Source organism: Streptococcus sp. SN-1 (assembly GCF_041154385.1).
Taxonomy (GTDB): Bacteria; Bacillota; Bacilli; order Lactobacillales; family Streptococcaceae; genus Streptococcus; species Streptococcus mitis_CT.
Window position 1 is genome coordinate 495,759 of sequence record NZ_AP028929.1, and the last position, 23,717, is coordinate 519,475.

Here is a 23,717-nt window from a genome sequence, read left to right on the forward strand (position 1 = left end):
GTTAGAAAGTGAGAAACTATGGCAAATTTGGGCTTGAAGGAGCGCTATGATTTCCAGCAGTGGATTATCAAAGATTTGAGAGATAAGAATGACTATATTCAGCGGGACGCTACTTGCTACGATCCTAGATTAGCCATGGATGTGGAACTCCTGTGGGATTTTCTGATGGAGACCCAAGAGGAGACCATGGACTATCTCCTTAAAAAGCTTAGCAAGGAGACAATAGTCAATCTGATTAATAAAGAAATCGTCAAGGGTGGCTTTTTATTCGCTTTGAAAGAAGGAGTTTTTATTGAAAATAAACAACTTCGTCTTCTTTATCGTAAACCTGCTACTAGTTTTAATGAAAAAGCTGTTCAGCAATACCAAGCCAATTGTCTGTCTGTTATGGAAGAAGTGGTTTATGAGGAGAGCGACCGCATTGACCTTGTTATCTTTATCAATGGATTAGCACTATTTGCTATCGAACTTAAGTTTAATCCCAGTGGTCAGTCTGTTCAGGATGCCATCAAGCAGCTCAAGAGGCGCAATCCTAAGAACCGTCTTTTCCGTTTTGAACAGGGAGTCTTGGCTTCCTTTGCGGTGGATACCCTAGAAGTCTATATGACGACGCAATTGAAAGGACAAGAAACCTATTTTCTACCTTTTAATGTGGGGAAAGGGGAAGGTATTGAGATGGGAAGTGGCAACCCTCACAACCCTGATGGTGCCGATACAGACTATTTGTGGCTTGATGTCTTGACCAAGGATAGTATTCTCCAGTTAATAGAGAGTTTTATCTTTTTTGAGATGGATAAGCATAAAAAGAAGACCCTGATTTTCCCGAGATACCATCAGCGAAGAGCAGTTAGCCGTCTCCTAGAAGACATGAAAGTCAACCATACTGACAGTAATTATCTGATTCAGCATTCGGCTGGTTCAGGTAAAACCAATACCATTGCCTGGTTGGCTCATAGTTTAGTTTCTCTTCATGATGATCAGAATCAAAACATCGTGGATACTGTATTAATCGTTACAGACCGTATCGTAGTTGATCGTCAGTTACAAGAAGCAGTCAAGGAAATTTCCCACAAGCCTGGAGTGGTCAAGGTAATGGGCGACAAAGAAACCTCCAGTGACTTAGCGGATGCGATTGCAGGAAATACAAAAATCATAGCTACGACTATTCATAAGTTTGCCCAGATTAACCAATCCAACTGGATGTCTGTAGGGAACACTGCGAAAAAGAAATTTGCCATCCTGATTGATGAAGCCCACAGTTCAACGACAGGATCCTATATGAGTTCGGTTAGTCAAGTCTTGACAGAAACAGATACAGAAGATGGAACTATCGATGAGATTCAAGAAGTAAGTGTTGCGGATGCTATCGAGCAGGAGATTGCTCGGACAGGTAAGCAGGACAATGTCTCAATCATTGCCTTCACCGCAACTCCAAAGGCGACAACTCTACAGCTATTTGGTACAACACAAGCAGATGGTTCTAAAGCTCCTTTTGATGTTTATAGTATGAAGCAAGCTATTGAGGAAGGTTTTATTCTAGATGTTTTAGATAACTATACGACTTATAAGACCTATTACAAGCTCAATAAAGCAGTCGAAGAAGATCCTGAGCTAAAAACGACTCTTGCTAAGCGTAAGATTGCAAAGTTTGTAGAATTATCTGATGAAAATATCAATCAAAAGGTTGAAATTATCATGGATCACTTTATCAGTCATGATATTATGGCTGAATTGGGTGGTCAAGGTAAGGCTATGATTGTGACTTCGGGTCGTGAGGTAGCAGTTAAGTATCAATTGGCCTTTCAAAAGTATTTCAAAGACCACAGTATCACTAGTATTGGAACACTGATTGCCTTTTCTGGCAAGGTTGATTACCAAGGTGGTGAATATACTGAGTCGCAAATGAATCAGGTCAAGGAAGATTATTTGAAAGATCATTTTGATACGGAAGACTACCAAATCCTGATTGTGGCAAATAAGTATCAGACAGGGTTTGACCAACCCAAACTGGTTGCTATGTATGTAGATAAAAAGTTGCGAAGTGTTGCTGCGGTGCAAACATTGTCTCGTTTGAATCGTATCTATAGAGGATACAACAAGAAGACCTTTATCCTTGATTTTAAAAATACTTATGACGATATTCGCTCAGCTTTTTCTCCCTACTACCGTGAGACTATTTTAGCAGATACAGTCACACCTAGTGATGTCTTGACCTTGGATCGGAAAATTGATGAGTATGGTATCTTGGACAGTGATGTTATTCATGAGTTTAATCAATTCTTATACCAAGAAAAGAGAAGCAGCAGAGAAAAGCAAAAGATGGTTTCTCTGTTAAATCAAGGTTATGATAAAGTTAGACGGTTTGATGAGAAAGAACAACTTTCTATTCGAAAGGTTATTCGAGGTTTTCTTAGAATGTATACTTTCTTGATTCAGGCAACTGCTTATCAAAATGAAGTTCTACACGAACGTTATAATTATCTGCAAGGTCTTGTCAAGATGATTGATGTTCGCATTGGAGGAGATGATTTTACAATCGCAGATAAGATCGTAGTGGACTATATGAAACATAAGAAAACAGGTTCCTTCAGGTCAGTTTCTGAATTGGAATATCATCCAGAGTTAATACTTACCAAGCCAAGTACTGGAGGTGTTACGACTGACCAGGAGAAGCGTTTATCTGAAATCTTAGATGAAATTAACGAACAGTTGGATTTGGATATCGATCACCAAGTCGGTCTAAGTGGAGCGGTATCCATTCGTGAACTGATGAAAAAGAATCCAAGACTAAAGCAATCTGCCCGTGTCAACTCTAGAGAAGACTTCGTTTTTGCTTTTGAAGAAGAGATTGACAATGCTCTTATAGAAGGATACTCTCAGAGTCAAGATTTATTTGGTGCTCTATTAAATAATGATTCTTTCAAGAAGAGATTAGCAGATATATTTATTGATGATGTGTTCAAAATTTTGAAGGGATCCGAAGAAGTGTAATCCTAAAATTCACACTAATTTCCTCAAAACATATTCTATTTTAGGTTTGTGAAAATCACTTTTTTATGGTAGAATGTAAAAGAATGTATGTCATTCGGAATAACAATAAAATGAGGTAAAAACATGGAAATCATGTCGCTTGCGATTGCTGTTTTTGCCGTCATCATTGGTTTAGTCATTGGATATGTCAGCATCTCAGCTAAGATGAAATCATCTCAGGAAGCTGCAGAGTTGATGCTTTTAAATGCTGAACAAGAAGCAACTAATTTACGTGGACAAGCTGAACGTGAAGCAGATTTACTTGTTAATGAAGCCAAACGTGAAAGCAAGTCTCTTAAAAAAGAAGCACTATTGGAGGCCAAAGAAGAAGCCAGAAAATACCGTGAAGAAGTGGACGCTGAATTCAAATCAGAACGTCAAGAACTCAAACAAATCGAAAGTCGTTTGACAGAGAGAGCTACTAGCCTTGACCGTAAAGACGACAATTTGACGAGTAAAGAACAAACACTTGAACAAAAAGAACAAAGTATTTCTGATAGAGCGAAAAACCTTGATGCGCGTGAAGAGCAATTAGAGGAAGTCGAAAGACAAAAAGAAGCAGAGTTAGAGCGTATTGGTGCCCTGTCTCAGGCAGAAGCACGAGATATTATCTTGGCACAGACAGAGGAAAACTTGACCAAGGAGATTGCTAGCCGCATTCGCGAAGCTGAGCAAGAGGTCAAGGAACGTTCTGACAAGATGGCCAAGGACATCTTGGTTCAAGCTATGCAACGTATCGCTGGTGAATATGTAGCGGAGTCAACAAACTCAACGGTTCATCTGCCAGACGATACTATGAAGGGCCGCATTATTGGTCGCGAAGGTCGTAACATTCGTACCTTTGAAAGTTTGACAGGGGTTGATGTCATTATCGACGATACGCCAGAAGTGGTGACCTTGTCAGGTTTTGACCCGATTCGTCGTGAGATTGCCCGTATGACTATGGAAATGTTGCTCAAAGATGGTCGTATCCACCCAGCTCGTATCGAAGAGTTGGTTGAGAAAAACCGTCAAGAGATTGACAATAAGATCCGTGAATACGGTGAGGCTGCTGCCTATGAAATTGGTGCGCCAAACCTTCATCCGGACTTGATGAAGATTATGGGACGTTTGCAGTTCCGTACTTCATATGGACAAAATGTCTTGCGCCATTCGATTGAGGTTGCTAAGTTGGCTGGTATCATGGCTAGTGAGCTTGGTGAAAATGCGGCTCTTGCCCGTCGTGCCGGATTCCTTCACGATATCGGGAAAGCTATTGACCGCGAGGTTGAAGGTAGCCATGTTGAAATCGGTATGGAATTGGCTCGTAAGTACAAGGAACATCCAGTTGTGGTCAATACGATTGCTAGCCACCACGGCGATGTTGAAGCTGAGAGCGTCATTGCAGTGATTGTTGCTGCAGCAGATGCCTTGAGTGCGGCACGTCCAGGTGCTCGTAGTGAGTCTCTTGAAAGCTACATCAAGCGTCTTCATGATTTGGAAGAAATTGCGAACGGCTTTGAGGGAGTGCAAACTAGCTTTGCCCTTCAAGCAGGACGTGAAATTCGTATCATGGTAAATCCAGGACAAATCAAGGACGACAAAGTCACAATCTTGGCTCACAAAGTTCGTGAGAAAATTGAAAACAATCTCGATTACCCAGGAAATATCAAGGTAACCGTGATTCGCGAGCTTCGTGCAGTAGATTATGCTAAATAAATAAGAAAGAGCAGTTGAAAAATTACTGCTTTTTTGTTACACTAGATAGAAAGACTGTAAAGGATAATCTGGCTTTTTGCCATTATTCTAGAGAAATGTTATTTCACAGACTGACTAAAAGGAGACACAATGGCAGACCGAGGCTTACTAATCGTTTTTTCTGGTCCTTCAGGGGTTGGAAAAGGAACGGTTAGAAGAGAGATTTTTGAGAGTTCTGAAAACCAATTTCAATACTCTGTATCGATGGCGACACGTGCACAACGTCCTGGAGAAGTGGACGGTGTTGACTATTTCTTCCGTACTCGTGAAGAGTTTGAAGAGCTGATTCGTCAAGGACAGATGTTGGAATACGCAGAATATGTCGGCAACTACTATGGAACTCCTCTGACCTATGTCAATGAAACCTTGGACAAGGGAATCGATGTTTTCCTTGAAATTGAAGTTCAGGGCGCTCTTCAGGTCAAGAAAAAGGTTCCAGATGCTGTCTTTATCTTCCTGACACCACCAGATTTGGATGAATTGCAAGATCGTTTGGTAGGACGTGGAACAGACAGTGCAGAAGTGATTGCCCAACGAATCGAAAAGGCCAAGGAAGAAATTGCTCTCATGCGTGAATATGATTATGCGATTGTCAACGATCAGGTGCCCCTAGCTGCTGAGCGTGTCAAACGTGTGATCGAAGCAGAACACTTCCGTGTGGATCGTGTCATTGGTCACTATCAGGAGATGTTACCAAAATCTCCAACTACTCGATAAAATTTAGAAAATAGGTACAAGCAAATGATGTTAAAACCCTCTATTGATACCTTGCTCGACAAGGTTCCTTCAAAATATTCACTCGTAATCTTGGAAGCAAAACGTGCCCACGAATTGGAAGCAGGTGCGCCAGCAACTCAAGGTTTCAAGTCTGAAAAATCAACTCTTCGCGCTTTAGAAGAAATCGAATCAGGAAACGTTACAATTCACCCAGATCCAGAAGGGAAACGTGAAGCAGTGCGTCGCCGTATCGAAGAAGAAAAACGCCGCAAAGAAGAGGAAGAAAAGAAAATCAAAGAGCAAATAGCTAAAGAAAAAGAAGATGGTGAAAAAATTTAAGGTTGGGGGGACTCAATCTTATTTTTTCTATTGCAAGAATGTACTGACAAGGAGGAGGTGAGAAGATGGCCATAGCCAAGATTATTGTAGATGTGCCTTTGATGCAGACGGACCAGCCCTATAGTTACAGGATTCCTGAGGAGTTTGAGGGAATGCTGGAAGTTGGGATGCGGGTTCATGTGCCTTTTGGTAAGGGCAATCGCCTGATTCAAGGGATTGTTCTTGGTTTGGAGTCCCAACCAGATGAAGAAGAGATGGAGCAAGATTTAAAAGATATTGCAGAGGTACTGGATTTTTCTCCTGTTCTCACGCAAGAACAACTCTGGCTAGCTGAAGAGCTCCGCAAGTCCGTCTTTTCCTATAAAATCTCTATCCTCAAGGCTATGTTACCAGGGTTTCTGAACTCTAGCTATGATAAAATTCTCTATCCTAAGGCAGGTCTGAGTCAGGAAGACCGAGAGCGCTTGTTTGGTTCAGAAGATTCGCTTGCCTTTTCTTCTCTAGATTTAGATAAACAAGCTGAAATGATGCGTTTGACTAGAAAAGGCCTGCTTGGTCTAGAATATCAGGCGATTGATCAAAAGAAGGTCAAGACCCAGTCTTGGTATGAGGTAGACCTTGCTCAATTAGAAAGTGTAGAGATTTCTACACGCGCCAAGAAAAAGTTGGAATTGAGAGGTTATTTGCTGTCTCATCCTGAGAGTGCTCCCTTGGCTAGTTTGTTAGAGTCCTACTCGCGGGAGCAAGTCAACTTTTTTGTGGAACAAGGTGCTGTTACCATAGTCCAAAAGGAAGTTCAACGCTCGGCTGCTTATTTTGAAGGCATTGAGGCAAGTCAGCCTTTGGAGTTGAATCCAGAACAAAGGCAGGCGCGTGATGCGGTTGTCAGTGCGATTGGCAGTCATCAGCCTCCCTTCCTCCTTCAAGGGATTACAGGAAGTGGGAAGACCGAGGTCTACTTGCAGATTATCCAAGGAGCTTTGGACAAGGGCAAGACAGCTATTTTGCTGGTGCCTGAGATTTCCTTGACTCCACAGATGACGGAGCGTTTTATTGCTCGTTTTGGTGAGAAAGTGGCCATTCTTCACTCAGGCCTGTCCAATGGTGAAAAGTATGATGAATGGCGCAAGGTCGAGCGTGGAGACGCCCAAGTTGTTGTTGGCGCCAGATCGGCCATCTTTGCTCCGCTGAAAAATCTAGGTGTTATGATTATTGATGAGGAGCATGAAGCGACTTATAAGCAGGACAGCAATCCCCGTTACCATGCTAGAGAAGTGGCCATTTTACGGGCCCAGTATAATCAAGCGGCCCTGGTTCTTGGATCTGCGACACCAAGTCTGGAAAGCCGGGCGCGTGCTGGAAAAGGCGTTTATCAACATTTACGTCTGACCCAACGCGCCAATCCTTTAGCTAGGATCCCTGAGGTTCAAGTGATTGACTTTCGGGACTATATCGGACAAAATGAGACGTCAAACTTTACGCCACCTTTGTTAGAAGCTATTCAGGACCGTCTAGCTAAAAAAGAGCAGGTAGTTCTCATGCTCAATCGTCGTGGCTATTCTAGCTTTGTTATGTGTCGGGAGTGTGGAACTGTGGATACTTGTCCTAACTGTGACATTTCCTTGACCTTGCACATGGATACCAAGACCATGAACTGCCATTATTGTGGCTTTTCTAAGGACATTCCTCAGGTCTGTCCTAACTGTAAGAGCCGAAGTATTCGTTACTATGGGACAGGAACTCAGAAGGCTTATGACGAGCTGGCAGAACTCTTTCCCCAGGCTCGCATTCTGCGCATGGATGTGGATACGACTCGTAAGAAAGGTAGCCATCAAGCTCTGCTTGACCAGTTTGGTCGAGGGGAAGCAGATATTTTACTAGGTACTCAGATGATTGCCAAGGGATTGGATTTTCCCAATGTTACCTTAGTCGGAGTGCTCAATGCAGATACGGCCTTGAATTTGCCTGATTTCCGTTCTTCTGAAAGAACCTTTCAACTCTTGACTCAGGTGGCAGGTCGGGCAGGACGTGCTGAAAAAGCTGGGCAGGTCTTGATTCAGTCTTACAATCCTCAGCACTACGCTATTCGATTTGCAAAAGACCAGGACTACGAAGGCTTTTATGCTTATGAAATGGGTATCAGACGACAACTAGGCTATCCACCTTACTATTTCACCATTGGCATTACCCTTTCTCACAAGAAGGAAGAAGAGGTTGTCAAACGTGCTTATGAAGTCATGAATATTTTGCGGTCAGGTTTGTCTGAAACCAGTAACATCCTCGGGCCAACGCCCAAACCGATTGCCCGTACCCACAACCTCTATCATTACCAGATTTTAATTAAATACCGTTTAGAAGATGAGCTGGGGCCGACCCTTAACCAGGTCTTGGCCCTGACTCAAGAACGGGAAAATAGTGAGCTCCGTCTCAGCATTGACCATGAGCCACAGCAATTTTTATAAGAAGGAGAAGATATGACAAAATTAATCTTTATGGGGACCCCCGACTTTTCAGCAACAGTCTTAAAAGGACTTTTGACAGATGACCGTTACGAAATTCTAGCCGTTGTGACCCAGCCAGACCGTGCTGTAGGCCGTAAAAAAGTTATCCAAGAAACACCAGTCAAGCAGGCTGCCAAGGAAGCAGGTCTTCCTATCTATCAACCTGAAAAATTATCTGGAAGTCCAGAGATGGAAGCTATTATGAAGCTAGGAGCAGATGGAATTGTGACTGCTGCTTTTGGGCAGTTTCTCCCAAGTAAACTCCTTGATAGCATGGATTTTGCGATCAACGTTCACGCTTCCCTCCTTCCTAAACATCGTGGTGGTGCGCCTATCCATTATGCCTTGATTCAAGGTGATGAGGAAGCTGGTGTGACCATTATGGAAATGGTTAAGGAAATGGATGCAGGAGATATGATTTCTCGTCGCAGTATTCCAATCATGGATGAGGACAATGTTGGCACCTTGTTTGAGAAATTAGCGTTAGTTGGTCGCGCTTTGCTTTTAGACACTCTGCCGGCCTATATTGCTGGGGAAATCAAACCTGAACCACAGGATCCAAGTCAGGTTACTTTCTCGCCAAATATCAAGCCAGAGGAAGAAAAACTGGACTGGAACAAAACCAATCGTCAACTTTTTAACCAGATCCGTGGGATGAACCCGTGGCCTGTTGCCCATACTTTCCTTAAGGGCGACCGCTTTAAGATTTATGAAGCTCTAGCTGTAGAAGGTCAGGGAAATCCAGGTGAGATCCTCTCTATTGGCAAGAAAGAATTGATTGTTGCAACGGCAGAAGGAGCTTTATCTCTCAAACAAGTGCAGCCAGCGGGTAAACCTAAGATGGACATTGCTTCCTTCCTCAACGGAGTTGGACGTACATTGACTGTAGGAGAACGATTTGGTGACTAAAGTAGAAACGGCTAGAAGTTTAGCCCTAGCGGTATTAGAAGATGTCTTTATCAATCAAGCATACTCAAATATCGCCTTAAATAAGCATCTCAAGGGAAGTCAGCTCTCTGCAGCAGACAAGGGTTTGGTAACCGAGCTGGTCTATGGAACGGTAGCCCGCAAACTCACCTTAGAATGGTATCTATCACACTTTATCGAAGACAGAGACCAGTTAGACAGTTGGCTTTATGTCCTTCTTCTCATGAGTGCCTACCAGATCCGCTATTTGAACAAGATCCCAGACCATGCTGTGGTCAATGAAGCAGTAGAATTGGCCAAAGTCCGTAAAAAAGGCAGTGAAAAATTGGTCAACGCCGTCCTTCGCCGTATCTTGCGTGAAGGGTGGCCAGATATTGCTAGCATCAAACGAAAAAACAAGCGTGATTCCATTGCCTATTCCCTTCCGGTTTGGTTGGTGTCTAAACTTAAGGAAGAATACGGAGAAGAGCGAGCGCAAGCTATTTTTGAAAGCCTTTTGGTGCGAAACAAAGCCAGTATTCGTGTGACTGATTTAAGCCGAAAAGAGGAAATCCAAACCTTGTTGGAGGCCAGTGATTCATCCTTGTCTCCTTCTGGTTTGGTTAAGGAGCAGGGGCATTTTGCAGGCCATGATTTGTTTGCGGAGGGAGCCATTACCATCCAAGACGAGTCCAGTCAGCTGGTTGCTCCGACGCTTGATTTACAAGGCAATGAGCAGGTTCTAGATGCCTGTGCGGCTCCGGGTGGGAAAACAGCCCATATAGCCTCTTATCTCACGACAGGTCAGGTTACTGCTCTGGACCTTTACGATCACAAGTTGGACTTAATCCAAGAAAATGCGGAGCGTTTAGGGGTTGCAGATCGGGTTCAAAGGCAAAAATTAGATGCCAGAAAGGTGCATGAGTTTTTTGGTCAGGATTCATTTGATAAGATTTTGGTAGATGCTCCCTGTTCAGGAATAGGTCTTTTGCGCCGAAAACCAGACATCAAATACAATAAAGAAACGGCAGATTTCGCGTCCTTGCAGGAAATTCAGCTAGAAATATTAGGTAGTGTTTGTCAAACACTAGGCAAAGGTGGTATAATAACTTATAGTACCTGTACTATTGTCTCAGAGGAGAATTTCCAAGTCGTTGAGGCGTTTTTAGAAAGTCATCCTGAGTTCGAGCAGGTAAAACTAGAACATGAATGTAAGGATATCATGAAAGACGGCTGTATCCTCATTACACCTGAATTGTATGGAAGTGATGGATTCTTCATCAGTCAATTTCGTAAGATATCGGATTAGGAAGGAACTGACACATGGAAATTTCATTATTAACAGATGTTGGTCAGAAACGAACAAATAACCAAGACTATGTCAACCACTATGTCAATAGAGCTGGACGTACTATGATTATTTTAGCTGATGGGATGGGAGGTCATCGCGCAGGGAATATCGCCAGTGAAATGGCGGTAACAGACCTAGGTATAGCTTGGGTTGACACCCAGATTGATACAGTCAATGAAGTGCGTGAATGGTTCGCCAATTACTTAGAAATTGAAAATCAAAAGATTCATCAACTTGGACAAGATGATGCCTATAAAGGAATGGGAACAACTCTTGAGGCTGTTGCTATTATTGGTAATCAGGCTATCTATGCTCATATTGGAGATTCTCGTATCGGTTTGATTCGTGGGGAAGAATACCATCAGTTAACGAGCGACCATTCTTTGGTCAATGAATTGCTCAAGGCTGGTCAATTGACGCCAGAAGAAGCAGCCAGTCATCCACAGAAAAATATTATTACTCAATCTATCGGTCAAAAAGATGAAATTCAACCTGATTTTGGAATGATTACCCTTGAGCCAGGAGACTATCTCTTGCTCAATAGTGATGGTTTGACCAACATGATTTCAGGCAGTGAGATTTGTGATATTGTAACTAGTGATATTCCTTTGGCAGATAAAACAGCGACGCTCGTGCGTTTTGCTAACAATGCAGGAGGTTTAGACAACATTACGGTTGCCCTTGTTTCTATGAACGAGGAGGATGCAGAATGATCCAAATCGGCAAGATTTTTGCCGGACGCTATCGGATTGTGAAACAGATTGGCCGAGGAGGCATGGCGGATGTCTATTTGGCCAAGGATTTAATTCTAGACGGAGAAGAAGTGGCAGTGAAGGTCCTGAGGACCAACTACCAGACGGACCCGATAGCTGTAGCTCGTTTTCAGCGTGAAGCGAGAGCTATGGCAGATCTAGACCATCCTCATATCGTTCGGATAACAGATATTGGTGAGGAAGACGGTCAACAGTATCTTGCAATGGAGTATGTTGCTGGACTAGACCTCAAACGCTATATCAAGGAACACTATCCTCTTTCTAATGAAGAAGCAGTCCGTATTATGGGACAAATTCTCTTGGCTATGCGTTTGGCCCATACTAGAGGAATTGTCCATAGGGACTTGAAACCTCAAAATATCCTTTTGACACCAGATGGGACTGCCAAGGTCACAGACTTTGGGATTGCTGTAGCCTTTGCAGAGACAAGCCTTACTCAGACAAACTCAATGTTGGGGTCAGTTCATTACTTGTCACCAGAGCAGGCGCGTGGTTCTAAGGCGACTGTACAGAGTGATATCTATGCCATGGGGATTATTTTCTATGAGATGCTGACAGGCCATATCCCTTATGACGGGGATAGTGCGGTGACCATCGCCCTTCAGCATTTCCAGAAACCACTGCCGTCAGTTATAGCTGAAAATCCATCTGTGCCTCAGGCTTTGGAGAATGTTGTCATCAAGGCAACTGCCAAGAAATTGACAGATCGTTATCAGTCAGTTGCAGAGATGTATGTAGACTTGTCTAGTAGCTTGTCTTACAATCGTCGCAATGAGCCTAAACTGGTATTTAATGATACTACTAAGGCAGACACCAAGACTCTACCAAAGGTATCCCAGAGTACTCTGACCTCGATTCCTAAGGTACAAACACAAAGTCCGAAGCCACAGGCTGCGAAGCCGAGTCAGCAGGTTTCAGAAGACGATTACGCAACCAAGCCTGTTAAGAAACGGAAATTTAGAGTTCGCTATATGATTTTGTTGGCCAGCATTGTATTGGTAGCAGCTTCTCTTGTTTGGATACTATCCAGAACTCCTGCAACCATTGCTATTCCAAATGTGGCAGGTCAGACAGTTGCGGAGGCCAAGGAAACTCTCAAGAAAGCCAATTTTGAGATTGGCGAGGAGAAATCAGAGGCTAGTGAAAAGGTGGAAGAAGGGCGGATTATTCGTACAGATCCTGACGCTGGAACTGGTCGAAAAGAAGGAACGAAAATCAATTTGGTTGTCTCATCAGGCAAGCAATCTTTCCAATTGAGTAACTATATCGGCCGTAAATCGACAGATGTTATCGCAGAACTCAAGCAGAAGAAGGTTCCTGAAAATCTCATCAAGATCGAGGAAGAAGAATCAAGTGAGAGTGAAGCAGGAACTGTTCTCAGACAGAGTCCAGCTGCCGGTACAACCTATGATTTAAGCAAGGTATCAACGATTACCTTAACCGTTGCTAAGAAAGTAACCAGCGTTGCCATGCCAAGTTATACAGGATCTAGTCTTGAATTTACTAAAAACAATCTCGTTCAAATTGTCGGTATTAAAGAAGCCAATATTGAAGTTGTAGAAGTGTCGACAGCTCCCGCTGGAACTGCTGAAGGTACAGTCGTTGAACAGAGTCCAAAAGCAGGTGAAAAGGTTGATTTGACTAAGACGCGTGTCAAGATTTCAATCTACAAGCCAAAAACACCGCCGTCAACGTCATCATCGGCACCAGCCCAACGTGGAAACCAAGGTTCTACTACAACACCAAGTCAGGGGAACCAACAAGGAAATCAACGAGAGAATGCACCTGCTAATACTCAATCAAGTAGTGAAGGCAACCACGAAAATTCACGTGATTAAACGAATCTTTGTCATGATTTCATGGCAAAGATTTTTTTTGAGTCCGGATTTGTGATAGAATAGAGGGAGTTGATAAAAGGAGGAAAGCATGGAAGAATCAAAAGAATTAAATGCCGTCATCGATGTGATTATGTTAGCTGGAACTATTCTTCTCAAAAGTGGTTCAGAGATTCATCGTGTAGAAGATACCATGATTCGTATTGCGCATTCGCAGGGGATTATGGATTGTAATGTTCTTGCCATGCCTGCCGCTATCTTTTTCTCGATTGAAAATACCAATATTTCGCGTATGAAGCGCGTGACTTCCTCTTCTTATAACATTGAAAAAGTCTGCGATGTGAACCAGATTTCTCGACAGCTGGTTGGGGGGAAGATTGATTTAGAGACAGCCTTCAAGCAATTGACGGCCTTGCAAGCCCAACCCCTTCCTTATACCAAGTTGCAGGTAACTCTGGCTGCTACCTTTAGTGCTCCTTTCTTTTCGGTTATGTTTAGTGGAAATATTTACGACGCACTTGGGGCAGGAGTGGCTACCTTATTTGGTTTTACCTTTTCCCTTTATGTGGAAAAATTTATCCGAATTCCCTTTGTGACGGCCTTTGCTGGAGCCTTTGTCTTTGGGATGATAGCCCAGTTTTGGGCTCGCTACACAGGCTTTCCTTCAACGGCAGATTTGATTATAGCTGGTGCGGTCATGCCTTTTGTACCAGGAATTGCCTTGACCAATGCGGTCCGTGATATTATGACTAACCACATAAACTCTGGTATGAGCAAGATGTTTGAATCCCTGCTCATTACTCTTGCTTTAGGGGCGGGAACTTCTGTCGCCTTGGTATTGATGAACTAATATGACACTAACAACCTTTTTATTACAAGCAGTGGCAAGTCTTCTTGCTATTATCACTTTTCTAATCGTACTCAATGTGCAACGCTCTATGCTCTTACCTGGAGGGATTTTGGGCATGGCTGTCTGGCTAATTTATCTCTTACTTAAAGAACCGACCAATGTCATTGTAGCTACCTTCATTGCGGCCATTATCGGTTCATGTGTCAGCCAGATTTTGAGTATCCTTTATAAGACTCCTGCTGTAGTCTTTATCTTAGCAATCTTGGCACCTCTGGTTCCGGGTTATCTTTCCTATCGAACAACTGCCTTTTTTGTGACAGGGGATTATAGTCATGCCATTGCCAGTGCAACTTTAGTTGTCATGTTGGCTCTGGTGATTTCTATTGGAATGGCTAGTGGAACAGTGATTCTCAGACTTTATTCTTACTTACGAAAACAGCATAATAGTTAGATTACTAAGCGACTTGATTTGGTGAATCAAGTCTTTTTTCTCTCTTTTACTGCCATTTGTGATAAAATAGTATAGAACGATTTTTTACAATGAATGATAAAACAGAGGTAAATATGACAATCGGTATTGATAAGATTGGTTTTGCGACCAGTCAATATGTCTTGAAATTACAAGACTTAGCAGAAGCGAGGGGAATTGACCCTGAAAAATTAAGTAAAGGACTCTTGCTCAAGGAATTGAGTATTGCGCCCCTAACTGAGGACATTGTGACCTTGGCAGCCAGTGCAAGTGACTCTATTTTAACTGAGCAAGAAAGATCAGAAATCGATATGGTCATTGTAGCTACCGAGTCAGGAATTGACCAGAGTAAGGCTGCAGCCGTCTTTGTTCATGGTTTGCTGGGTATCCAGCCCTTTGCTCGTAGTTTCGAGATTAAAGAAGCTTGCTATGGTGCGACAGCTGCTCTCCATTATGCCAAATTACATGTGGAAAATTCTCCAGAGTCCAAAGTCTTGGTCATTGCCAGTGATATTGCCAAATATGGTATTGAAACTCCAGGAGAACCAACTCAGGGTGCTGGAAGTGTGGCTATGTTGATTACACAAAATCCACGCATTATGGCCTTTAATAATGACAATGTGGCTCAAACTCGTGATATCATGGATTTTTGGCGTCCAAATTACTCAACAACCCCTTATGTAAATGGTGTTTATTCTACCCAACAATACTTGGATAGTTTGAAAACGACTTGGCTTGAATACCAAAAACGCTACCAGCTTACTTTGGATAATTTTGCGGCGGTTTGCTTCCACTTGCCTTATCCTAAATTAGCGCTAAAAGGCTTGAAAAAAATTATGGATAAGAGCTTGCCTCAAGAGAAAAAAGACCTCTTGCAAAAGCATTTTGACCAGTCTATTCTCTACAGTCAAAAGGTGGGGAATATCTACACAGGTTCACTTTTCCTTGGACTTTTGTCTCTCTTGGAAAATACAGATAGCTTGAAGGCTGGGGATAAAATTGCCCTTTATAGTTACGGAAGTGGTGCTGTGGCTGAGTTCTTCAGTGGTGAATTGGTTGAAGGATATGAAGCATATCTAGATAAAGACCGCTTGAACAAACTCAACCAACGAACTGCCCTATCCGTTGCAGACTATGAAAAAGTCTTCTTTGAGGAAGTAGACTTAGATGAAACAAACTCTGCCCAGTTTGCTGGCTATGAAAATCAAGATTTTGCCTTGGTTGAAATTGTGGACCACCAACGCCGTTATAGCAAGGTTGAAAAATAATGAAGATAAGTTGGAATGGATTTTCTAAAAAATCATACCAAGAGCGCCTCGAGCTGTTAAAAGCTCAGGCGCTCCTTAGTCCTGAGAGACAAGAGAGTTTGGAGCAGGATGAACAGATGAGTGTGACTGTGGCAGACCAGCTGAGTGAGAATGTAGTGGGAACTTTTTCTCTGCCTTATTCGCTGGTTCCAGAGGTTCTTGTCAATGGTCAGGAATACACAGTTCCTTATGTGACGGAAGAGCCCTCTGTGGTTGCTGCGGCCAGCTATGCCAGCAAAATCATCAAGCGAGCAGGCGGTTTTACTGCTCAAGTCCATGAGCGCAAGATGATTGGGCAGGTAGCCCTTTATCAAGTTGCTGATCCTGAACAAGCGCTAGAGAAGATTGCCAGCAAGAAGGCAGAACTCTTGGAGCTTGCTAATCAAGCCTATCCTTCCATTGTTAAACGCGGGGGTGGGGCGCGTGATTTACATGTAGAACAGCTCAAAAGCGAAACAGACTTTCTAGTCGTTTATCTTCATGTCGATACCCAGGAAGCCATGGGAGCCAATATGCTCAACACCATGTTGGAAGCCTTGAAACCAATATTAGAAGAACTCAGTCAGGGACAGAGTCTCATGGGAATTCTGTCTAATTACGCGACCGATTCTCTGGTGACAGCAAGCTGTCGCATCGCCTTTCGCTACTTGAGCCGCCAGAAGGACAAAGGACGAGAGATTGCGGAGAAAATAGCTTTGGCTAGCCAATTTGCACAGGCTGATCCTTATCGAGCCACTACCCACAATAAAGGAATTTTTAACGGTATTGATGCCATGTTGATTGCCACTGGTAATGACTGGCGTGCCATCGAAGCTGGAGCCCATGCCTTTGCCAGTCGAGATGGCCGTTATCAAGGTCTTAGTCGATGGACACTGGACGTTGAAAGAGAAGAATTGATCGGTGAGCTGATCCTACCTATGCCTGTAGCGACCAAAGGTGGCTCTATCGGTCTCAACCCTCGTGTAGCCCTTAGTCATGAATTACTGGGAAATCCTTCTGCCAAAGAATTAGCTCAGATTATCGTGTCTATCGGTCTCGCCCAAAACTTTGCGGCCCTCAAAGCCTTGGTGAGTACAGGGATTCAGCAAGGTCACATGAAATTGCAGGCCAAATCTTTGGCTCTCCTAGCAGGTGCTAGTGAGTCTGAAGTTGCTCCCCTAGTTGAGCGCCTCATAGCAGATAAAACCTTTAACCTAGAGACAGCCCAGCGCTATCTCGAAAATTTAAGATTATAAAAAACTCAGACGAATTGGTCTGAGTTTTCTTGTGCTTATACTCAATGAAAATCAAAGAGCAAACTAGGAAGCTAGCCGCAGCTGCTCAAAGCACTGCTTTGAGGTTGTAGATAAGACTGACGAAGTCAGCTCAAAACACTGTTTTGAGGTTGTGGATAGAACCGACGAAGTCAGTAACCATATCTACGGCAAGGCGACGTTGACGTGGTTTGAAGAGATTTTCGAAGAGTATCAAATACTTTTTCCTGGTAATAGAGTAACCGGTAAAAAGTAACCAGTTGTCGCAACTTCTTTACCTTCGATCTTCTGCAAGAGGAGATCAACAGTGAGTTGGGCAATCTCTTTCATAGGTTGCTTCACAGTCGTCAAATGAGGGTAGTAATTCTCGATAAAGTAGGTACCATCGTAGCCGATGACCTTGAGCTCTTCCGGGACAGAAATGCCTAGTTCTTGAGCAATTTTAATGACTAGAATAGCAGTCAAATCATCCGAAGCAAAGATGGCATCTGGTTTTTGATGGGTCAAGATATTCTTGATTTCCATTTCTTTTCTGACTGGAGAAAAGTCACTGGAAACATTGATAATAGGAGCTTTTGGGAGTACAGAAGCAAAACCAGCGTGGCGTAGTCCAGTTGGAGAATTTGAATTGTCATTCCCTGTAATCATGATGATAGACTGGGCGCCTGTCTTAGCCAAGGTCTGGGCAGCAAGAACCCCACCAGCATAGTTGTCAGAGGAGACGACAGGAATATCTGGTGACAGGTTTCGGTCAAAGGAAATAATCGGTGCCGTCACGCGATTGTAGTCTTCGATTCCCAAGTTGTGACTACCTGAAATGATGCCGTCCACCTGATTGGCTTCGAGCATTTCGATGTACTCGCGTTCCTTTTCAGAGTCATGCTCACTGTTGCAGATGATGGTCTTATAACCATTTTTGAAGAGTTGGTGTTCCAGCTTATCAATCAATTCTGCATAGAAAACGTTAGAAATATTGGGGAAAATCAAACCGATTAACTTATCTGATTTTCCTTGTAGACTGCGAGCCAGGTTGTTGGGTTTATAGCCCAATTCTCGCATGGCTTCATTGACTTTTTGGATGGTTTTCTCAGAGAGATAACCTTTTTTATTGATAACCCGAGAAACGGTAGTAGGGCTGACGCCTGCAAGTTTGGCGACATCAGTTAGTTTTGCGACCATAATCTAATTCATAGTAAGTTCCAGTTGGGTTTCCAGATTTGATGAGGATCCCATTTTGGTCCGCATGTGGGAAGATACGACCGGAAAATACTTTTTCTCCTTTATTGATGAAAATTTCAAAGACAGAGTTATCGATGAAAATCGTTGCAGTAGTAGCTTGATTGTCGATAGGGCAAGAACGAGTAGTTCCAAATTCTTGGGCATACTGTTCACCAGCCTGGCTACGATCCACTGTCACTTGACCATTTACAAGGTCAAAGTTGATGGAAAGTCCCTTGCCTTCTTGATCAGCTAGTAAGACAATCTCGCTCTGGCTATTAGCTTCCAAGCTGAGTTCGAGTTCGTAAGTGTTATTGGTTTTGGAACGGTTTGAGAAAGTTCCTTCAGTAGCACGAAGGTCCTTGATAGCTGCGACTGGGTATTGGTAGAGTTTGCCGTCTTTGATAGTGAGTTCCTTGACCAAAGAGAAGGTTCCTTGGTGGTCAAAACGGTCAGAAGGGTAAGAAACATCTGGCAAACCAAGCCAGCTAACAGCTAGAGCACGTCCATCAGGAGCGTTGAAGGCTTGAGTTGCATAGGCTTCGAAACCATAGTCCATGTTTTGAAGTTGAGATACATCTACCATTTTAGCATTTTCAGGGTCAAAGGAAGCCCCAATCTTATACATATTTGGAAAGATATTATCGTAGTCTAGAATTTTCTTATCCAATCCTTGTGGGCAGTAGAGAAGGACAGGTTGTTCCCCTACAAAGACCAGATTTGGACATTCCATCATGTAGGCAGTACGGTCGTTAGCAAAGTCAAGGTTGCCAACGGCTTGCCAGTTTGTATAGTCGTTGTCTACAGCCTTGTAGAGACGGACGAAGCCTTTTTTCTCCAAGTCCTGTCCACCGACGATAGCATAGTATTGGCCCTTGAAGTTAAAAATTTGCGGATCACGGAAGTGGTCAGTAGAGTCTGCTGGCTGGTCGATCAAGATCTTGTCAATCTTTGTAATCTTGCCATCCTTATCCATCAAAGCTCCAATCTGGTAAGGGTGACGGATCCAGTTTTCATCACGAACATTTCCTGTATAAAATAGGAACAAGTTATCGCCAAACTGCATGGCAGAACCAGAGTAGGCACCGTGGCTATCTAATGGAGTATCAGGCAAAACTTTGACACCAGTTTCCGTGAAGTGAACTAAGTCCTCACTTTCCAATTGCACCCAAGATTTCAAACCGTGGGCGGCACCGAAAGGAAAGTTCTGATAAAAAACAATCCACTTTCCATCAAAGTAAGAAAAGCCATTTGGGTCGTTGAGAAGTCCTGTTTTTGGCTCAACATGGTAATGAGTATGCCATGGAGATTGTGCCATATTTTCCTTAATATTCTTAATTTCTTCTTGCGTCCAATCTTGATAAAGTCTGTAACGACGCTCAGTTGTCCATTCCATTCTTTCATTCCTCCAAAAATCTTATCACTTTTAATAGTAACCGTTTTCGATAAAAAATGCAAGCCTTTTATGTTAAAAAAGAGAAAAAACTGTCAAACGTTTATCACAAATAAAAACTAGAAAATCAATCATCTATCTACAAAAAATGAAAGAAAATGAAGCGAAATCCTTTTAAACCAAGATTTTAAACTTATTTTTTCAAGGAATACCTGATAAAAGAGTCAAAAACAATCAATCTAAAGCGTGTCCACTAAGTGGATAGAATATTTTTCTGCAAAACGCTTGACATATTTCTAAAACATGATAAAATAATAGTCGTAGGGCGAATAAAATCGCTTTCAAACAATAACAAAATTTTATATAAGGAGATTTTTGCAAATGAACAATCAGGAAATTGCAAAAAAAGTCATCGATGCCTTGGGCGGACGTGAAAATGTCAACAGTGTAGCTCACTGTGCGACTCGTCTTCGTGTCATGGTCAAAGATGAAGGAAAAATCAATAAAGAAGTGATTGAGAACTTGGAAAAAGTTCAAGGTGCTTTCTTTAACTCAGGTCAATACCAAATCATCTTTGGTACTGGTACAGTAAACAAAATGTACGATGAAGTTGTTGCGCTTGGTTTGCCAACATCATCTAAAGATGACATGAAAGCAGAAGCTGCGAAACAAGGGAACTGGTTCCAACGTGCTATCCGTACTTTCGGTGACGTTTTTGTTCCAATCATCCCAGTTATCGTAGCGACAGGTCTCTTTATGGGTGTGCGTGGTCTTTTCAACGCTCTTGAAATGCCACTTCCAGGTGACTTTGCAACTTACACTCAAATCTTGACAGATACAGCCTTTATCATCTTGCCAGGTTTGGTTGTGTGGTCAACCTTCCGTGTATTTGGTGGAAATCCTGCCGTTGGTATCGTTCTTGGTATGATGCTTGTTTCTGGCTCACTTCCAAACGCTTGGGCAGTCGCTTCAGGTGGTGAAGTAACAGCTATGAACTTCTTTGGTTTCATCCCTGTTGTTGGTTTGCAAGGTTCTGTTCTTCCAGCCTTCATCATCGGGGTTGTCGGAGCTAAATTTGAAAAAGCTGTCCGCAAGGTTGTTCCAGATGTCATTGACCTCTTGGTAACACCATTCGTGACACTTTTGGTCATGTCTATCCTTGGACTCTTTGTTATCGGACCAGTCTTCCACGTTGTTGAAAACTACATCCTTATTGGTACAAAAGCAATTCTTGGCTTGCCATTTGGTCTTGGTGGTTTCTTGATTGGTGGGGTTCACCAATTGATTGTCGTGTCAGGTGTGCACCACATCTTCAACTTGCTTGAAGTGCAATTGCTTGCTGCTGACCATGCTAATCCATTCAACGCGATCATCACTGCGGCTATGACAGCCCAAGGTGCTGCGACTGTTGCGGTTGGTGTTAAAACTAAAAATCCAAAACTGAAAACACTTGCTTTCCCAGCTGCTCTTTCTGCCTTCCTCGGTATTACAGAGCCTGCTATCTTCGGGGTGAACTTGCGTTTCCGTAAACCATTCTTCCTTTCATTGATTGCTGGTGCAATCGGTGGTGGATTGGCTTCAATCCTTGGACTTGCTGGTACTGGTAGTGGTATCACTATCATCCCTGGTACAATGCTTTATGCAGGTAATGGACAACTTCCACTATACCTTCTTATGGTAGCTGTATCATTTGCACTTGGTTTTGCTCTTACTTACATGTTTGGTTATGAGGATGAAAAAGAAGTTGCTACTGAAGTAGAGACAGAACGTTTGGTCCAAGAAGAAACAACTGGTAACATTCCAGCAGCTCTTCAAAATGAAACACTTGTAACTCCTATCGTTGGTGATGTTGTAGCTCTTGCTGATGTTAATGACCCTGTTTTTTCAAGTGGTGCTATGGGACAAGGCATCGCTGTGAAACCAAGTCAAGGTGTGGTCTATGCACCTGCTGATGCTGAAGTTTCAATTGCATTTCCAACAGGACACGCTTTTGGTTTGAAAACAACTGATGGTGCTGAAGTTTTGATCCACGTTGGTATTGACACTGTATCTATGAATGGTGAAGGTTTTGAAGCAAAAGTTGCCCAAGGTGATAAGGTTAAAGCTGGCGATGTTCTTGGAACATTTGACTCAAACAAAATCGCTGCAGCTGGACTTGATGATACAACAATGGTTATCGTTACAAATACAGCTGACTACGCTTCAGTAGCTCCAGTCGCAACAGGTTCAGTTGCGAAGGGAGATGCCGTTATTGAAGTGAAAATCTAATCAATCCTCTCTAATGTGAAAACGAACAAATGACATGTTTGTTCGTTTTTGCTTGAATGGTAAGATTTACAGAGGAAAATCTAAAAAATAGAGAAATTTAGCCTTTCGAAATATGCTATAATAAAGAAAATAAAAACAAGAGGTTTATCATGACAAAATTATATGGAAGCTTGGAAGCGGGCGGTACAAAATTTGTCTGTGCTGTCGGTGATGAAAACTTTAACGTTGTAGAAAAAACACAATTTCCAACAACAACTCCAATCGAAACAATCGATAAAACTATTGAGTTCTTCTCAAAATTCGACAACCTTGCTGGTCTTGCAGTTGGTTCATTTGGTCCGATTGATATTGATAAAAACTCAAAAACTTATGGCTTTATCACAACGACTCCAAAACCAAACTGGGCAAATGTGGACTTGCTTGGTGCCCTTCGTCGTGCCCTAAACGTGCCAATGTACTTCACAACAGACGTAAACAGCTCTGCTTATGGTGAAGTGGTTGCCCGTAACAATGCTGGTGGTCGTATCGAAAACTTGGTTTACTACACAATCGGTACAGGTATCGGTGCAGGTGTCATCCAACGTGGTGAGTTTATCGGCGGTGTGGGTCATCCTGAGATGGGTCATTATTATGTTGCTAGACACCCAATGGATATTGAAAAAGAGTTTAAGGGTGTTTGTCCTTTCCATAAGGGATGTCTGGAAGGCTATGCAGCTGGTCCAAGTTTGGAAGCTCGTACAGGTGTTCGTGGGGAAAACATTGAACTCAACAACCCTGTTTGGGATGTCCAAGCCTACTATATCGCTCAAGCTGCGGTTAATGCGACAGTGACTTTCCGCCCAGATGTGATTGTCTTTGGTGGAGGGGTCATGGCTCAACAACATATGCTGGACCGTGTCCGTGAGAAATTTACATCTCTTCTTAATGGTTACCTACCAGTACCTGATGTGCGTGATTACATTGTGACGCCAGCAGTCGCAGGAAATGGTTCTGCTACTCTTGGGAACTTTGTCCTTGCAAAAGAAGTTTCAAAATAAAGCACAAAATCCGCTTGGGAAACCAAACGGATTTTTTACATGTCAAAGCATTTGCCAGAAAAAGTCGATAATATAGGTCAGACCGTAGGTATAAACCACGAGGGTAAAGGGCTTGGTCAGAATGATGATGGTCATATAGCGCTTGAAGCTCATCTTGGTCAGGGCAGCCAGCATACAGAGAAAGTCGGCTGGACTAATGGGCCAAATCATCATAAAAATAAAGAAACGGTCAAAACGATTTCCTTTATCCAACCAGCCGATATACTTGTCGTAGGTACGCTTGCTGACGACAGACTGAACAAAGGCAGCTCCGTAGAGGCGCACCAGATAAAAGATAATGGCACAGCCAATCACGATTCCGATATAGTTGTAGATAGTACCGATGATGTGACCGTAGATAAAGACCCCAGCGACGGAGGTCAAGGCCCCAGGAATGATAGGGACGACCGTTTGTAAAATCTGTAAAAAGATAAAGAGAGGTGGCCCCCAGATACCTGCCTGCTGGATAAAGGCAGAGAGGGTTTCCTTAGACTGTAAAATTCCAGCCTGATAAGCCCAAATACAGAAAATCAAACTCCCAACCCCACCGACAATCGATGAGATGTTGATAACTTGCTGTAAAAGGGGAGAAACAGCTTTCATTTGTTTATCCTGTGACATGTAAACTCCTCATAGATAGTATATTTCTACTATACCATATTTTAGAGGAGAAAGGGGGAAGATTGCTTTTGCT

The 23,717-nt window shown here is 42.9% G+C and carries 18 protein-coding genes; 15 read left to right on the forward strand and 3 right to left on the reverse strand.

Going from position 1 to position 23,717, the window contains the following annotated elements; genetic code table 11:
* Nucleotides 1–18: 18 nt before the first annotated feature.
* The 13 genes from ACAM22_RS02200 (at nucleotide 19) to ACAM22_RS02260 (ending at nucleotide 17,050) form a co-directional block, all read left to right on the forward strand.
* Nucleotides 19–2,991, forward strand: coding sequence for a type I restriction endonuclease subunit R (locus tag ACAM22_RS02200; protein WP_369606881.1), 2,973 nt, complete (start codon nucleotides 19–21; stop codon nucleotides 2,989–2,991).
* A 123-nt stretch (nucleotides 2,992–3,114) separates the two neighbouring features.
* A complete protein-coding gene (locus ACAM22_RS02205) occupies nucleotides 3,115–4,728 on the forward strand; it encodes a ribonuclease Y (RefSeq protein WP_000404936.1) in 1,614 nt (537 codons plus the stop codon).
* Nucleotides 4,729–4,857: 129 nt separating this feature from the next.
* Nucleotides 4,858–5,484, forward strand: a complete 627-nt coding sequence (gene gmk / locus ACAM22_RS02210; protein ID WP_369606882.1) for a guanylate kinase — start codon at nucleotides 4,858–4,860, stop codon at nucleotides 5,482–5,484.
* A gap of 24 nt (nucleotides 5,485–5,508) precedes the next feature.
* Nucleotides 5,509–5,823, forward strand: a complete 315-nt coding sequence (rpoZ, locus tag ACAM22_RS02215; protein WP_000979235.1) for a DNA-directed RNA polymerase subunit omega — start codon at nucleotides 5,509–5,511, stop codon at nucleotides 5,821–5,823.
* 65 nt (nucleotides 5,824–5,888) lie between these two features.
* The gene (locus ACAM22_RS02220; RefSeq protein ID WP_261050526.1) at nucleotides 5,889–8,285 is read left to right on the forward strand and encodes a primosomal protein N'; all 2,397 of its coding nucleotides are present in this window, start codon (nucleotides 5,889–5,891) and stop codon (nucleotides 8,283–8,285) included.
* Between the two features lie 12 nt (nucleotides 8,286–8,297).
* Nucleotides 8,298–9,233: a methionyl-tRNA formyltransferase gene (fmt, locus tag ACAM22_RS02225; RefSeq protein ID WP_101784412.1), complete on the forward strand. Its 936-nt coding sequence runs from the start codon at nucleotides 8,298–8,300 to the stop codon at nucleotides 9,231–9,233.
* The gene (gene rsmB / locus ACAM22_RS02230) at nucleotides 9,226–10,539 is read left to right on the forward strand and encodes a 16S rRNA (cytosine(967)-C(5))-methyltransferase RsmB (protein WP_369606883.1); all 1,314 of its coding nucleotides are present in this window, start codon (nucleotides 9,226–9,228) and stop codon (nucleotides 10,537–10,539) included. The genes fmt and rsmB overlap by 8 nt, the downstream gene beginning before the upstream one ends.
* Nucleotides 10,540–10,553: 14 nt before the next feature.
* A complete protein-coding gene (locus ACAM22_RS02235; protein WP_153192268.1) occupies nucleotides 10,554–11,294 on the forward strand; it encodes a Stp1/IreP family PP2C-type Ser/Thr phosphatase in 741 nt (246 codons plus the stop codon).
* A complete protein-coding gene (pknB, locus tag ACAM22_RS02240) occupies nucleotides 11,291–13,192 on the forward strand; it encodes a Stk1 family PASTA domain-containing Ser/Thr kinase (protein WP_369606884.1) in 1,902 nt (633 codons plus the stop codon). The genes ACAM22_RS02235 and pknB overlap by 4 nt, the downstream gene beginning before the upstream one ends.
* Before the next feature lie 88 nt (nucleotides 13,193–13,280).
* Nucleotides 13,281–14,039, forward strand: a complete 759-nt coding sequence (locus ACAM22_RS02245) for a threonine/serine exporter family protein (protein ID WP_261050523.1) — start codon at nucleotides 13,281–13,283, stop codon at nucleotides 14,037–14,039.
* 1 nt (nucleotide 14,040) lies between these two features.
* Nucleotides 14,041–14,490 (forward strand): threonine/serine exporter family protein, encoded by a 450-nt coding sequence (locus tag ACAM22_RS02250; protein ID WP_049550918.1) that lies wholly within the window; start codon nucleotides 14,041–14,043, stop codon nucleotides 14,488–14,490.
* Nucleotides 14,491–14,603: 113 nt separating this feature from the next.
* Nucleotides 14,604–15,776, forward strand: a complete 1,173-nt coding sequence (locus ACAM22_RS02255) for a hydroxymethylglutaryl-CoA synthase (protein WP_261050584.1) — start codon at nucleotides 14,604–14,606, stop codon at nucleotides 15,774–15,776.
* The gene (locus ACAM22_RS02260; RefSeq protein ID WP_261050521.1) at nucleotides 15,776–17,050 is read left to right on the forward strand and encodes a hydroxymethylglutaryl-CoA reductase, degradative; all 1,275 of its coding nucleotides are present in this window, start codon (nucleotides 15,776–15,778) and stop codon (nucleotides 17,048–17,050) included. Before ACAM22_RS02255 ends, ACAM22_RS02260 begins: the two co-directional genes overlap by 1 nt.
* 231 nt (nucleotides 17,051–17,281) lie before the next feature.
* Here the strand turns inward: ACAM22_RS02260 and ACAM22_RS02265 are convergent, their stop codons facing one another.
* Together ACAM22_RS02265 and ACAM22_RS02270 are read right to left on the reverse strand one after the other, a co-directional pair.
* Nucleotides 17,282–18,247 carry a LacI family DNA-binding transcriptional regulator gene (locus ACAM22_RS02265; RefSeq protein WP_369606885.1) on the reverse strand — a complete coding sequence of 322 codons (966 nt, stop codon included), beginning with the start codon at nucleotides 18,245–18,247 and terminating at the stop codon, nucleotides 17,282–17,284.
* Nucleotides 18,228–19,682, reverse strand: a complete 1,455-nt coding sequence (locus ACAM22_RS02270) for a sucrose-6-phosphate hydrolase (protein ID WP_369606886.1) — start codon at nucleotides 19,680–19,682, stop codon at nucleotides 18,228–18,230. The genes ACAM22_RS02265 and ACAM22_RS02270 overlap by 20 nt, the downstream gene beginning before the upstream one ends.
* Before the next feature lie 378 nt (nucleotides 19,683–20,060).
* On the opposite strand from ACAM22_RS02270, the gene ACAM22_RS02275 reads away from it, so the two are divergent.
* A complete protein-coding gene (locus ACAM22_RS02275; protein WP_045604751.1) occupies nucleotides 20,061–21,947 on the forward strand; it encodes a sucrose-specific PTS transporter subunit IIBC in 1,887 nt (628 codons plus the stop codon).
* A gap of 149 nt (nucleotides 21,948–22,096) precedes the next feature.
* Nucleotides 22,097–22,984 carry a fructokinase ScrK gene (scrK, locus tag ACAM22_RS02280; RefSeq protein WP_000164310.1) on the forward strand — a complete coding sequence of 296 codons (888 nt, stop codon included), beginning with the start codon at nucleotides 22,097–22,099 and terminating at the stop codon, nucleotides 22,982–22,984.
* A gap of 42 nt (nucleotides 22,985–23,026) precedes the next feature.
* Here scrK and ACAM22_RS02285 read toward each other — a convergent pair whose 3' ends face one another.
* Nucleotides 23,027–23,644 carry a TVP38/TMEM64 family protein gene (locus tag ACAM22_RS02285; RefSeq protein WP_000076168.1) on the reverse strand — a complete coding sequence of 206 codons (618 nt, stop codon included), beginning with the start codon at nucleotides 23,642–23,644 and terminating at the stop codon, nucleotides 23,027–23,029.
* Nucleotides 23,645–23,717: the final 73 nt, after the last annotated feature.

Excerpts from the sequence above, each read along its gene's own strand:
- ACAM22_RS02265 (WP_369606885.1), bottom strand. The coding sequence starts at position 18,247 with ATGGTCGCAAAACTAACTGATGTCGCCAAACTTGCAGGCGTCAGCCCT.
- ACAM22_RS02250 (WP_049550918.1), top strand. The coding sequence starts at position 14,041 with ATGACACTAACAACCTTTTTATTACAAGCAGTGGCAAGTCTTCTTGCT.
- ACAM22_RS02270 (WP_369606886.1), bottom strand. The coding sequence starts at position 19,682 with ATGGAATGGACAACTGAGCGTCGTTACAGACTTTATCAAGATTGGACG.
- fmt (WP_101784412.1), top strand. The coding sequence starts at position 8,298 with ATGACAAAATTAATCTTTATGGGGACCCCCGACTTTTCAGCAACAGTC.
- pknB (WP_369606884.1), top strand. The coding sequence starts at position 11,291 with ATGATCCAAATCGGCAAGATTTTTGCCGGACGCTATCGGATTGTGAAA.
- ACAM22_RS02235 (WP_153192268.1), top strand. The coding sequence starts at position 10,554 with ATGGAAATTTCATTATTAACAGATGTTGGTCAGAAACGAACAAATAAC.
- scrK (WP_000164310.1), top strand. The coding sequence starts at position 22,097 with ATGACAAAATTATATGGAAGCTTGGAAGCGGGCGGTACAAAATTTGTC.
- ACAM22_RS02285 (WP_000076168.1), bottom strand. The coding sequence starts at position 23,644 with ATGTCACAGGATAAACAAATGAAAGCTGTTTCTCCCCTTTTACAGCAA.
- ACAM22_RS02220 (WP_261050526.1), top strand. The coding sequence starts at position 5,889 with ATGGCCATAGCCAAGATTATTGTAGATGTGCCTTTGATGCAGACGGAC.
- ACAM22_RS02205 (WP_000404936.1), top strand. The coding sequence starts at position 3,115 with ATGGAAATCATGTCGCTTGCGATTGCTGTTTTTGCCGTCATCATTGGT.
- rpoZ (WP_000979235.1), top strand. The coding sequence starts at position 5,509 with ATGATGTTAAAACCCTCTATTGATACCTTGCTCGACAAGGTTCCTTCA.
- ACAM22_RS02200 (WP_369606881.1), top strand. The coding sequence starts at position 19 with ATGGCAAATTTGGGCTTGAAGGAGCGCTATGATTTCCAGCAGTGGATT.
- ACAM22_RS02260 (WP_261050521.1), top strand. The coding sequence starts at position 15,776 with ATGAAGATAAGTTGGAATGGATTTTCTAAAAAATCATACCAAGAGCGC.
- ACAM22_RS02245 (WP_261050523.1), top strand. The coding sequence starts at position 13,281 with ATGGAAGAATCAAAAGAATTAAATGCCGTCATCGATGTGATTATGTTA.
- ACAM22_RS02255 (WP_261050584.1), top strand. The coding sequence starts at position 14,604 with ATGACAATCGGTATTGATAAGATTGGTTTTGCGACCAGTCAATATGTC.
- ACAM22_RS02275 (WP_045604751.1), top strand. The coding sequence starts at position 20,061 with ATGAACAATCAGGAAATTGCAAAAAAAGTCATCGATGCCTTGGGCGGA.
- gmk (WP_369606882.1), top strand. The coding sequence starts at position 4,858 with ATGGCAGACCGAGGCTTACTAATCGTTTTTTCTGGTCCTTCAGGGGTT.